This is a genomic window from Methylobacterium mesophilicum (genome assembly GCF_022179445.1).
In the GTDB taxonomy this organism is placed as follows: domain Bacteria; phylum Pseudomonadota; class Alphaproteobacteria; order Rhizobiales; family Beijerinckiaceae; genus Methylobacterium; species Methylobacterium mesophilicum.
On sequence record NZ_BPQU01000033.1, the window covers coordinates 23,878 to 35,938 of the forward strand.

The 12,061-nt window shown below is 68.5% G+C and carries 8 protein-coding genes and 1 pseudogene; 6 read left to right on the forward strand and 3 right to left on the reverse strand.

Annotation, left to right across the window (positions count from 1 at the left end; translation table 11 throughout):
- Positions 1–171: 171 nt before the first annotated feature.
- The 3 genes from proS (at position 172) to MFF40_RS23600 (ending at position 3,652) form a co-directional block, all read left to right on the forward strand.
- Positions 172–1,497, forward strand: a complete 1,326-nt coding sequence (gene proS / locus MFF40_RS23590) for a proline--tRNA ligase (protein WP_147898076.1) — start codon at positions 172–174, stop codon at positions 1,495–1,497.
- 129 nt (positions 1,498–1,626) lie between these two features.
- A complete protein-coding gene (locus MFF40_RS23595; RefSeq protein ID WP_147853592.1) occupies positions 1,627–2,925 on the forward strand; it encodes a lipoprotein-releasing ABC transporter permease subunit in 1,299 nt (432 codons plus the stop codon).
- 13 nt (positions 2,926–2,938) lie between these two features.
- Positions 2,939–3,652 (forward strand): ABC transporter ATP-binding protein, encoded by a 714-nt coding sequence (locus MFF40_RS23600; protein ID WP_147898075.1) that lies wholly within the window; start codon positions 2,939–2,941, stop codon positions 3,650–3,652.
- Positions 3,653–3,706: 54 nt separating this feature from the next.
- On the opposite strand, the gene MFF40_RS23605 is transcribed toward MFF40_RS23600, so the two are convergent.
- Positions 3,707–4,363 (reverse strand): hypothetical protein, encoded by a 657-nt coding sequence (locus tag MFF40_RS23605; protein ID WP_147898074.1) that lies wholly within the window; start codon positions 4,361–4,363, stop codon positions 3,707–3,709.
- A gap of 68 nt (positions 4,364–4,431) precedes the next feature.
- Here MFF40_RS23605 and MFF40_RS23610 point away from each other — a divergent pair, with 68 nt between their 5' ends.
- Positions 4,432–4,998 (forward strand): hypothetical protein, encoded by a 567-nt coding sequence (locus tag MFF40_RS23610; RefSeq protein WP_238262464.1) that lies wholly within the window; start codon positions 4,432–4,434, stop codon positions 4,996–4,998.
- A 55-nt stretch (positions 4,999–5,053) separates the two neighbouring features.
- On the opposite strand, the gene MFF40_RS23615 is transcribed toward MFF40_RS23610, so the two are convergent.
- Positions 5,054–6,355: a glycosyltransferase gene (locus tag MFF40_RS23615; RefSeq protein ID WP_147898073.1), complete on the reverse strand. Its 1,302-nt coding sequence runs from the start codon at positions 6,353–6,355 to the stop codon at positions 5,054–5,056.
- 529 nt (positions 6,356–6,884) lie between these two features.
- On the opposite strand from MFF40_RS23615, the gene dnaE reads away from it, so the two are divergent.
- Positions 6,885–10,403 (forward strand): DNA polymerase III subunit alpha, encoded by a 3,519-nt coding sequence (dnaE, locus tag MFF40_RS23620; RefSeq protein WP_238262466.1) that lies wholly within the window; start codon positions 6,885–6,887, stop codon positions 10,401–10,403.
- Here the strand turns inward: dnaE and MFF40_RS29090 are convergent.
- Positions 10,400–10,524, reverse strand: a pseudogene (locus MFF40_RS29090) (L,D-transpeptidase); the annotation flags it as partial. The gene dnaE and the pseudogene MFF40_RS29090 overlap by 4 nt on opposite strands.
- A gap of 289 nt (positions 10,525–10,813) precedes the next feature.
- On the opposite strand from MFF40_RS29090, the gene MFF40_RS23625 reads away from it, so the two are divergent.
- Entirely contained in the window at positions 10,814–11,728 is a 915-nt protein-coding gene (locus MFF40_RS23625; RefSeq protein ID WP_147853587.1) for a manganese catalase family protein, read from the forward strand.
- Positions 11,729–12,061 lie beyond the last annotated feature (333 nt).

A 12,061-nucleotide genomic window follows, 5' to 3' on the forward strand; every position in this document is an offset into this window, starting at 1 on the left:
TATTGCGGCACCGGGCTCGGTCGGCCCGGCCTCCAATGCCGCGGCCCGATTGCGCGCCCTGTCGGCCGACGGTGCTTGTAATTTGCGTCCCCGGCGTGTTGTGTGCCCGGGCGCCTCGGTGCCTCCCGGCCGGATCCAGGCCGAACTCCCCGAAGACAAGCCCCCGAAAACATGCGTCTGTCTCGCTACTTCATGCCGACCTTGCGCGAGACGCCCAAGGAAGCCGAGATCGTCTCCCACCGCCTGATGCTGCGCGCCGGCCTGGTGCGCCAGGAATCGGCCGGCATCTATGCGTGGCTGCCGCTCGGCCTGCGGGTGCTGGAGCGGGTCTGCGCGGTGGTCCGTCGCGAGCAGGATCGCTCCGGCGCCATCGAGATCCTGATGCCGACCGTGCAATCGGCCGAGCTGTGGCGGGAATCCGGGCGCTACGACGCCTACGGCAAGGAAATGCTGCGCCTGAAGGACCGGCACGACCGCGAGATGCTCTACGGCCCCACCGCCGAGGAGATGGTGACGGAGATCTTCCGGGCCAGCGTGCGGTCCTACAAGGACCTGCCCAAGAACCTCTACCAGATCTCGTGGAAGTTCCGCGACGAGGTGCGGCCGCGCTTCGGCACGATGCGCTCCCGCGAGTTCCTGATGAAGGACGCCTATTCGTTCGACTTCGACCAGGCCGGGGCACGCCACGCCTACAACCGCATGTTCGTGGCCTACCTGCGCACCTTCGCGGGGCTCGGCCTCCGGGCGATCCCGATGCGCGCCGACACCGGCCCGATCGGCGGCGACCTGTCCCACGAGTTCATCATCCTGGCCAAGACCGGCGAGAGCGAGGTGTTCTGCGACCGCGCCTATCTCGACTTCGAGACCCCGCCCGAGACCGTGGATTTCGACGACGTCGCGAGCCTGCAGGGCATCGTCGATTCCTGGACGTCGCACTATGCCGCCACCGACGAGATCCACGAGCCGGAGGCCTTCGCGGAGGTGCCGGAGGCCGACCGCCTCGCCGCCCGCGGCATCGAGGTCGGGCACATCTTCTATTTCGGCACCAAGTATTCCGAGCCGATGGGTGCCAAGGTGACCGGGCCGGACGGGATCGAGCGGCCGGTCCATATGGGCTCCTACGGCATCGGGCCGAGCCGGCTGGTGGCCGCGATCATCGAGGCCAGCCACGACGAGGCCGGCATCATCTGGCCGGATTCGGTCGCACCCTTCGACGTGGCCCTGATCAACCTCAAAGTCGGCGATTCCGGCACCGACGCCGCCTGCGCGCAGATCCAGGCGGACCTCGAGGCGGCCGGCCTGTCCGTGCTGTACGACGACCGCGACGAGCGGCCGGGCGCGAAATTCGCCACGGCCGACCTGATCGGCCTGCCCTGGCAGGTGATCGTCGGGCCGAAGGGCCTGGCCGAGGGCAAGGTCGAGCTGAAGCGGCGTGCCGGCGGCGAGCGTGAGAGCCTCGCCGTTGTCGATCTGCTGGCCCGGATCCGCCGCGTCTGACCCGCCAAGCGGCGCCAGCGCGGCGGCCGGCCAAATTGCCGGCGGCAATTCTGCTTCAATCCGTGTTTAGGCATCATTTTCGCCGTTCGAGCGGCGACAACGCAGCCAATGGTGCTTAGGGCTAGGCCGATGACTGGAGCAGCGGCGATCGACCGGGTGAGGGGCTTCGCGGCCTCCTTGCGCGAAGGGACGGCCCCCTTCGCGCCGTTCGAGTGGATCATCGCCGGCCGCTACCTGCGGGCGCGGCGCCGGGGTGGCGGCGTGTCGGTGGTGGCGTTCTTCTCCGTCCTCGGCATCGCGCTGGGCGTCGCCACCCTGATCATCGTGCTCTCGGTGATGAACGGGTTTCGCGCCGAGCTGCTCTCCAAGATCGTCGGCATCAACGGACACCTGTTCGCCACGCCGATCGACCGCCCGTTCAACGACTGGGTCGACCTGTCGGAGCGCCTGTCGAAGGTGGCGGGCGTGCGCGCCGCGGTGCCGCTCGTGGAAGGCCAGGCCTTCGCCTCGTCACAGTTCGGCGGCTCCGGCGTGATCGTGCGCGGCGTGCGCGCCGCCGACCTCGACGCGCTGGCCGCGGTCTCCAGCGCGATCCGCGGCGGAACGCTGGAGGGGTTCGACGACGGCACCGGCGTCCTGATCGGCCGACGGCTCGCGGATTCCCTGGGGCTTCAAGCCGGGGACAACATCACGCTGGTCACGCCCAAGGGGTCGTCCACGCCCTTCGGTACGGCGCCCCGGACCAAGAGCTACGCGGTCAAGGCGGTGTTCGAGGTGGGCATGACCGAGTTCGATCAGACCTTCGTGTTCATGCCGCTGACCGAGGCGCAGGCGTTCTTCAACCGGGAGAGCGACGTCAGCATGATCGAGATCTACGTCGACAACCCCGATCAGGTCGGCGACATGCGCGAGCCCCTCGAGATGGCGGCCGAGCGCCCGATCCTGCTGACCGACTGGCGCCAGCGCAACCGCACCTTCTTCGGGGCGCTCGAGGTGGAGCGCAACGTGATGTTCCTGATCCTGAGCCTGATCGTCGTGGTCGCGACGCTCAACATCGTCTCGGGCCTGATCCTGCTGGTGCGCGACAAGTCCAGCGACATCGCGATCCTGCGCACCATGGGGGCGACCCCCGGCACGATCATGCGGGTGTTCCTGATCAACGGCGCGCTGATCGGTTTGGTCGGGACCCTGAGCGGCCTGGGGCTCGGCGTGCTCATCACCTTGAACATCAAGCCGATCCAGCGCGTGCTGTTTCCCGGCGCCTGGGACCCGACCGTGCGCTTCCTCGCCGAGATCCCCGCCCAGATGAACCCGAAGGAGATCACCGCCGTGGTGATCACCTCTCTGCTGCTGTCGCTCGCGGCGACGCTCTATCCCTCCTGGCGTGCCGCCCGGCTCGATCCGGTGCAGGCCCTGCGCTACGGCTGACGGTCCGCATCCCATGAGTGACGCAAGCGAGCCCGCCGGCAGCCCGCCGGTGCCGGCCCTATTCTTCGCCCGCGTCGAGCGGCGCTACCGGCAGGCCGAGGGAGCCCTGGATATCCTGCGCGGGGCCGATCTCGCGATCTGGCCCGGGGAGCTGGTTGCCCTCGTGGCGCCCTCCGGCGCCGGGAAGTCGACGCTCCTGCACCTTGCCGGCCTGTTGGAGCGGCCGGACGGCGGCGAGGTCTATATCGGCGGCCGGCCCACAGCCGCGATGCCGGATAACGAGCGCACACGCCTGCGCCGGGAGGAGATGGGCTTCGTCTACCAGTTCCACCATCTGCTGCCGGAGTTCTCCGCCTTGGAGAACGTGGTGATGCCGCAGCTCATCCGCGGCCTCGGCCGTGGCGAGGCGAAGACCCGCGCCACCGAGCTGCTGAGCTTCCTCGGCCTCAAGGACCGCCTGCCGCACCGCCCGGCCGAGCTGTCGGGGGGCGAGCAGCAGCGCGTCGCCATCGCTCGCGCGGTGGCCAACGGCCCCCGGCTGCTCCTGGCGGACGAGCCCACGGGGAATCTCGACCCCGGTACCGCCGGCCACGTGTTCTCGGTGCTGATGTCGCTCGTGCGGGCCTCGGGCCTCGCGGCCCTGGTCGCGACCCACAACCTGGAGCTCGCCGCCCGCATGGACCGCCGGGTGACGATCCGCGATGGGCTGATCACGCCGCTCGATTGAGGGCGCGGCTCGCGGAATCTCGGCCGTTCGGCATCCCGAGACGCTCGGGATCCTTCATCGACAGGGGAGCTGGTAGCGCCGGGTGACGAGTTGTCCCGCCGCGTCGAGGGACAGGGTCGACGCCGTCCGGCTCTTGCGGGCCGTGCCGCCGTCGCAGCTGTCGGTGAAGACATCCCGGATGACCTGGCCCGGCGTCGCCAGCCCGCTGCCCGGATCGAGCTTGACCGCGGTGAGCGCCGTGACGCTCTCACCCATGTTGTAGAAGCCGGATTCGAGCAGCACGTCACTGCGTCCGTCGCGATCGGCATCGACCGCGGCGGCGAGGCGCTGATACTGGACGTCCTTGGGCAGGCGGAAGAAGTGCGCCTTCGCGCCGTCGCCGAGAACGACGAGGACGGGTGCCACCGCATTCGGAAACGGCTCGCTCGCCACCGGCGCCGTCCGCTGAACGAGATAGGTGCGCTCGCGGCTGCCGGGCCGCGTGAACGCACCGGCGGCAGCCCCCAGCACCACGAAGTTGGGCCCCAGTTCCGTGCGCAGGGCTTGCGGAGCCTCTTCGGCCATGACCTGCGCGAGACGGGCCCGCTCGTCCGGCGCCACCGAGGGTTCGGCATCCCGGAAGCCGCGGTCCCGGTAATCCACGATGTAATCCGCGGCCTGGGCGCTCTGAATCAATCCCAGCAGCATGACACTCGACAGCAGGCGGATCACCGCAACCTCCGGATCAGGATCGTCGGATCAACGCCGTGTTGCTCCGGTCCGTCGTCCAAATCATGGCCTTGAGCCGCCGGAGCAAGCCTTGCCCGGATCGGTCTTGTCGACCGGTTCGTACGGTCGCGCTAGACATCGAGGAGAGGCAGATCGAACGAGAACCGGGAGGGCCGGTGATGGATCAATCGCGTACCAACCTCCGTTCGGACCCGGTCTCTTCGGGGATCGCGCGGGTTCGCCGGCAGCTGCGACGCCTGGAAGCCCTCGCCGCGCAGCATCGGTTCCGCAAGCGGATCGTCCGGGCCCTGCGCGGCGGAGGCGGCGGAGGCTGCACCCTGCTCGTCCTGATTAAAGCCAAGATCGTCGGCTCACTGGCCGGTAAACTTGCGATCGCTGCGCTGGTCGGGCTCGGCCTCGCCTGGCCCCTCGCGGCGCTGGCGATCCTCGCGATCGCGGTGATGGTGGCATCGATCCTCAGCTGCGAGCCGACGGACCTCGACGGCTGCGACTGCGTTCGGTCGAACCCGCGACGCGCACGGCTCAAGGCGCTGATCAAGCAGCGGCGCGCGTGGCTCGCCGCACCGTCGGGCCAAGCACCGCGGATCCGTGATTTCCGGATGTCGCGAAGCCCCTGAAGGCCGGCAAAGCCATCGACTCAGCGGAGCTATGCCTTCCAGTCGCCCCGAGCCCTCATCGGCGGCCGGCCTCTGCGACCTTCAGGCCGGGTCCGCGCTCGACCGTAAGAAACGCCAGCTCTTCGACGCGGTCGCAAGCGGCGATGATCGCGTCGGGGCTCTCGGCCAAGTGCGCCTTGGCCTGGGCGCAAGCGCGCGTCACCGCCGGGTCGGCCAGCAGCCGTTCCAGGACCCGGGCGGCCCGGGCCGGACGGAAGGCGTGGCGGCTCAAGGTGGTGCCCAGCGTCCGGTCCTTCAGGCGCCGCCCCTCGTCGAAATGATCGAACGCCACCGGGACGACGAGTTGCGGGATGCCCGCAGCCAGGGCCTGCGCCACCGTCCCGACGCCGCCGTGGTGGACCAGTGCGGCGCTGCGCGGCAGCAACGCGCTCAACGGCGCGTAGGCCAGGTGGATGATCCCGGGCGGTAGTGGCATCGGGATCTGGCCGTCCTGGGGAGCGAGCAGCACCCCACGTCGACCCATCCGCCGGCAGACCTCCAGAGCGGTCTCGAAGAACGCGGCGCCCTGGCGCATCGCCGAGCCGTAGGTGAACACGATCGGCGCGTCGCCTTCGGCCAGGAAGGTCTCGAGTTCCGCCGGCATCGCCGGCACGTCGCCGAACCGGTCGACCAGCGGGAAGCCGAGCTGCACCGCCTGGGACGGCCAGTCCGCCTGGGGCGCGGCGTACCAATCCGGGAACATCAGAAGCATGCGGGTCGGACTGTTCCACCAATGCCGCAGCCGGGTCACCGGATCGAGGCCGAGGCGTTGACGCAACGCGTTGAGGGGCGGCAGCGTGAACGGGCCGACCGCCACCGTGTCGGCGCCCTGGTTGAGCCAGGCCCGCAACGCCGCCGGGAGGATCCGCGGCAGCGGCAGTCCCGGCAGCCTGGGCGGATCGGACCGGCTCTCGATCAGGAACGGCATCACGTGCAGCGTCGCGGCCGGGATGTCGTAGAGTTCCTGGGCGAGCCGCGCGCCCCAGGCCAGAGGCGAGGCGACCACGATCTGATCGACCCCGCGCGCCCGGGTGGCCCCGAGCCAGAGGCACGTCGTCTCCGCCACACCCAGGGCGAAATCGAACATCGGACGGAAGCCCCAGCGCGGATGCCAGAGTTCGGGCTGGCCGATCACGGCCTCGTAGTCGGCGGCCGTGCCGAGGGGCTGGAAGTACAGGCCCGCGCGCCGCGCCATCGCCTCGAACGGTGCCGGAGCGGCCAAGGTGACGCCGTGCCCGCGGGCCAGGAGCATGTGGCCCAGCGCGATGAACGGCAGCACGTCGCCGTGCGTCCCGACGGCCACCAGCGCGACCTGGATCCGATCCCCAATGTGTTGCGCGGGAATAGCCTGCTCCCTCGACCCCCCCCGGTCAAATAACGAACGTCCCGATAGGCGAGGACATGGCAGCCCGCCCGATCTCCATCAAGCCACTATTTGTTTACTATGATGTAAAGCCGCAGGCGCCGCATCGGCCCCGCCTCTATCTTCAGAACAAAACATGAACATAATGGAGCTGGAACACGGGAGGCGCGACGATGCTGAAGCGGTTGGTCCTGACCGGGGTGGTCGAGTTCATGGCCTTCGGGATGCTGTTCGCGGCGGTCGCTGCCTGGGCGATAGCGTTGGCACCGGTTCGTTAGCCGGGCTCTTCACATCCGGGCCGAGTTCCGGCCCCGGAGTGGCTTATACACAGGCATTCGATCCGTCCGAGCCGATTATCCACACAGCGCGCCCGACCTGGTGCGCCGGAAGCACGACCGGTGGATATCGTCACGTTCGGCTCCGCCATACATCGACTTGGCAAGGCCGAGCGGGGATGTTGGACGACCCCGGATCAAGGTCGGCCATGCCACGCCAGCTCAAGGAGGTCGGATTCGTCCACCTCCACGTTCATTCGTCCTATTCCCTTCTCGAAGGCGCGCTGAAGGTCGGCTCCCTGGTGAAGGCCGCGGTCGCGGACCGGCAGCCGGCGCTGGCGCTCACCGACACCAACAACCTGTTCGGGGCTCTGGAATTCTCCGAGAAGGCGGCCGGGGAGGGTGTCCAGCCGATCGCCGGCGTGCAGCTGTCGGTGGCGTTCGAGGCGGCCGACCCGCACCAGCGCACGGCTCCGACGAGCCACGGCGTCGTGCTGCTCGCGCAGGACGAGACCGGCTACGCCAACCTGCTGCGGCTGGCGAGCCGCGCCTATTTCGACACCGCGCTCGGCGAGGCGCCCCGGGTCGAGGCCGCTGCGCTCGCCGAGGCCGGGGCCGGCCTGATCGCACTCACCGGCGGCCTGTCGGGTCCCCTCGTCGCGGCGTTCCGGGCCGGGCGGCCGGAGCTGGCGCTGAGCCGCCTCAAGCAGCTGAAAGCGGCCTTCGGCGAGGACCGGCTCTACATCGAGATCCAGCGCCACGGCTCGCCCGAGGAGGGGCGGATCGAGACGGCGCTGCTCGACCTCGCCGGCCGGCAGGGTCTCGGGATCGTAGCGACCAACGAGCCGTTCTTCGCAAAGCCCGACGATTACGACGCCCATGACGCGCTGCTCGCCATCGCGGACGGGCGGCTCGTGTCGGACGAGCGTCGGCGCCGGGTGACCCCGCGCCACGCCTTCAAGACCCGCGCCGAGATGGGCGAACTGTTCAGCGACCTGCCGGACGCGCTCCAGGCCACGGTCGAGATCGCCATGCGCTGCGCCGTGCGGGCCCGGACCCGCAAGCCGATCCTGCCGAATTTCGGCTCGGTGGCGGCGGGTGAGACACCGCCCATGGCCGAGGCCCTGGCGGAGGCGGCCGACGCCCCCGTGCAGGCGGTGGTGGCCGACGAGCCGACCGAGCTGCGCCGGCAGGCCGAAGCCGGGCTGGAGCTGCGGCTGAAGCAGCACGGCACCGCGCCGGGTTTCTCGGAGGACGATTACCGCAAGCGCCTCGCCTTCGAGCTCGACGTGATCGTCACGATGAAGTTCCCGGGCTACTTCCTGATCGTCTCGGACTTCATCAAGTGGGCCAAGGACCACGACATCCCGGTGGGCCCCGGCCGCGGCTCCGGCGCCGGCTCGCTGGTGGCCTGGTCGCTGCTGATCACCGACCTCGATCCGCTGCGCTTCGGCCTGCTGTTCGAGCGCTTCCTCAACCCCGAGCGCGTCTCGATGCCGGATTTCGACATCGACTTCTGCGTCGAGGGCCGCGAGCGCGTGATCCGCTACGTGCAGCAGCGCTATGGCGAGCGACAGGTCGGGCAGATCATCACCTTCGGTACGCTGCTCGCCCGCGGCGTGCTGCGCGACGTCGGCCGCGTGCTGGAGATGCCCTACGGGCAGGTCGACAAGCTGACCAAGCTGGTGCCGCAGAACCCGGCCAACCCGGTGACGCTCGCCCAGGCGATCGAGGGCGAGCCCAAGCTCCAGCAGGCCATGGAGGAGGAGCCGATCGTCGCCCGGCTCATCGACATTTCCAAGAAGCTCGAGGGCCTGCACCGCCACGCCTCGACCCACGCGGCCGGCGTGGTGATCGGCGACCGGCCCCTCGAAGAGCTGGTGCCGCTCTACCGAGACCCGAAGACCGGGATGCGGGTCACCCAGTTCAACATGAAGTGGGTCGAGCAGGCCGGCCTGGTGAAGTTCGACTTCTTGGGACTGAAAACCCTGACGATGCTGCGATGCTGCACCGACCTCCTCAAGCAGCGCGGCATCGAGATCGACCTTGCCTCACTGCCACTCGACGACAAGAACACCTACACGCCGATGGGCCGGGGCGAGACGGTCGGGGTGTTCCAGGTGGAATCCGCCGGCATGCGCAAGGCGCTCTGCGAGATGCAGGCCGACCGGTTCGAGGACATCATCGCCCTCGTCGCCCTCTACCGGCCGGGCCCGATGGCCAACATCCCGGTCTATTGCGAGCGCAAGCTCGGCCGCGACGCCGGCAACGAGACGTCCTGGTACCCGGATCCGAAGCTGGAGCCGATGCTGAAGGAGACCTTCGGGATCATCGTCTACCAGGAACAGGTGATGGAGATCGCCAAGGTCCTGGCCGGCTACTCGCTCGGCGAGGCCGACATGCTCCGCCGCGCCATGGGCAAGAAGATCCGCGCCGAGATGGACGCGCAGCGCGACCGGTTCCTCAAGGGCTGCGTCGAGCGCGGGCTGGCCAAGGCCAAGGCCAACGAGATCTTCGACCTCTTGGCCAAGTTCGCCGATTACGGCTTCAACAAGAGTCACGCGGCCGCCTACGCCCTGCTGACCTACCAGACCGGCTACCTCAAGGCGAACCACCCGGTCGAGTTCCTGGCGGCCGCCATGACGCTCGACATCGACAACACCGACAAGCTCGCCGAATTCCGCCAGGACGCGCAGCGCCTCAGGATCACGGTCGAGCCGCCCTCGATCAACACCTCGGGCGAGGTGTTCGAGGTGCGCGACGGCAAGATCTTCTACGCGCTCGCCGCCATCAAGGGCGTCGGCCGGGAGGCGGTGCGGGCGCTGGTCGAGGCCCGGGGCGACCGCCCGTTCAAGGACCTCGCCTGCCTGGCCCGCCGGCTCAACCCGCGGATGATCAACAAGCGTACCCTGGAAAGCCTGGTCCAGGCCGGGGCGCTGGATTGCATCGAGCCCGACCGGGCCCGGGCCTTCGCGGCGGTCGAGCCGATGATGAAGCTCGCGGCCAGCGCCGCAGAGGCCGCCTCCACCGGCGTCACCGACATGTTCGGCGGCGTGGTCGCGGACGACGTGTCGCTGCGGATCCCGCCGCACGAGGTCTGGCCGATGGCCGACACCCTCAAGCGCGAATACACGGCGATCGGCTTCTTCGTCTCGGGCCACCCGCTCGACGAGTACGGCGACCTGCTGGACAAGCTGCGGGTGCAGAGCTGGACCGATTTCTGCCGCTCGGTGCGGGCCGGGACCAGCAGCGTCGGCCGGGTCGCCGCCTCGGTGCTCGACCGGGCGGAGCGGCGGACCAAGACCGGCAACAAGATGGGCATCGTCACCCTGTCGGACCGGACCGCCCATTTCGAGGCGATCATCTTCTCCGAAGGGCTCGGCCAGTACCGCGACATCCTCGAACCGGGCCGGCCCCTGGTGCTCCAGCTTCAGGCGAACCTGGAGGGCGAGGACGTGCGCGCCCGGATCCTGACCGCGGAACCCCTCGACCACGCGGTCGCCCGCCACCAGAAGGGCATCCGCATCCATCTGAGCGACCCGCGCGGGGTCGCGCCGGTGCAGCAGCGGCTGTCGATGCGCGGGGAGAGCGAGGTCTCGCTGATCCTCAAGCTCGACGGCGGCGGCCGCGAGGTCGAGATCCGGCTGCCGGGCAAATTCCAGGCCTCCCCCCAGCTCGCCGGCCTGCTCCGGACCGTGCCGGGGGTGGTGCAGGTGGAGGTGAGCTAGCTCGCCGCAGAACCGCTTGCCGCCAGCACCACCGCCCGCGGCCGACCGGCACGCGGGCGTACAGATCGATGATATCTTGGTTCAGGAACCGCACGCAGCTCGAGGTCTGGGGTTCCATCGTGCTGCAAAAGGGGCCGGCGAAGCAGCGTGGCGCCGCGACCTCAGGGCAGCGCCAAACGTCGGCGGCATGCTCAAGGAACGCGGTTGATCCGGCCGAATTTACCTGTTGCGGTTGTCAACGATCCGACGGTACAGCGACGCCGCCCTTAGAATTTTCTTCCCCGGCCATCGAGCTCCCGGAGCTGAAACGTTCCCGCGTGGGCGGCAAAAGAAGCTCGGTCGCTGGCAGGAACATGTATGTCCCTCGCCGGTAGGTTCCATGCGCACCTCGCGCAAACGGAGCCGCCCGCATGTTCATGAAGATCGACCGTCTGCTGACGGAGCTGCCGGAGCCGAAAAAGCCCGAGCCCAACGCAGCCGCCGCCTTGCAGGAACTGCTCGGTGGCAAGTACGGCGAGATGTCGACCCTCGGGAACTACATGTTCCAGAGCTTCAATTTCCGCAACAAGACCAAACTCCGGCCGTTCTATAGCCTCGTGTCGAGCATCTTCGCCGAAGAGATCGGGCACGTCGAACTCGTCTCGACCGGCATCGCCATGCTGAACAATGGTCCCGGCAACCCGAAGAAGGACGTCGACATCTCGAAGGCACCGTTTGCCGAGATGCAGGATGTCCGCCTCGCCGGCAGCTTCCTGGCGAATGGCGGCGGCGCCATGCCGATGAATTCCAACGCCGCGTCCTGGAACATGGACATGGTCACGACGACCGGTAACCTGATCATCGATTTGCTGCACAACTTCCATTTGGAATGCGGCGCCCGCATCCACAAGCTGCGGGTCTACGAGACCATGTCCGAGCCGACCGGCCGGGAAGTCTGTGCCTATCTTCTGGTCCGCGGCTCGCTGCATGCTCATGCCTACGCGCTGGCCCTGAAGAAGCTCACCGGCGTCGAGATCGAGAAGATGCTGCCGACCCCGAACATCGACCTGTCGCGGGTCCCTGAGTGTCAGAAATACCTCGACGAGGGCAAGCACCGGCGCCTCTACACGTTCAGCGAAGCGGATTATCAGGAAGCTGCCGGCGTCTGGTCGAACGACGAGGTGGCGCTGCCGGGGGATCCGCCGGGCAACCTCGAAGTGGTCGATGGCTATCCCGAGGGCGGCAAGATCCCGGAACTCGACGGCAATTACGGCGCCTTCGCGCCGGATTACGCGCCGGAAGAAATCTTCGAGATCGCCAGCAAGCTCTACAAGAAAGGGCGCTGATTTCGCTCCGCTTGGGGCCGTTTCCCGGCGCCAAGCCGTTCTGCAGGCCACACCGAACAGGGTGAGGCGTCTTCTTCTGCTTGGAGCAGGACGTCGAGCCGTCCTGCTTCCACCCGCCGGACAGCTCATTCGGCATTGCGGTCTGGGAACGATCGTTCGATCCCAGACCGCACACTTGCGCGTCTTGCCGCCAGAGCGCCCGACGGACATTGCGGGTTCGACGGCGGAGTACACTGTCAGCGCACGCGGCTTCTCGCAGACATCCGCTGTCAGCTTGGCTCCAGATCCAAACGCCCGGCGTCTTTCTGGGCCCGACGCCTGGTTCGCATGTCG

Coding starts and splice junctions, on each gene's coding strand:
- proS (WP_147898076.1), top strand. CDS start 172: ATGCGTCTGTCTCGCTACTTCATGCCGACCTTGCGCGAGACGCCCAAG.
- MFF40_RS23595 (WP_147853592.1), top strand. CDS start 1,627: ATGACTGGAGCAGCGGCGATCGACCGGGTGAGGGGCTTCGCGGCCTCC.
- MFF40_RS23600 (WP_147898075.1), top strand. CDS start 2,939: ATGAGTGACGCAAGCGAGCCCGCCGGCAGCCCGCCGGTGCCGGCCCTA.
- dnaE (WP_238262466.1), top strand. CDS start 6,885: ATGCCACGCCAGCTCAAGGAGGTCGGATTCGTCCACCTCCACGTTCAT.
- MFF40_RS23625 (WP_147853587.1), top strand. CDS start 10,814: ATGTTCATGAAGATCGACCGTCTGCTGACGGAGCTGCCGGAGCCGAAA.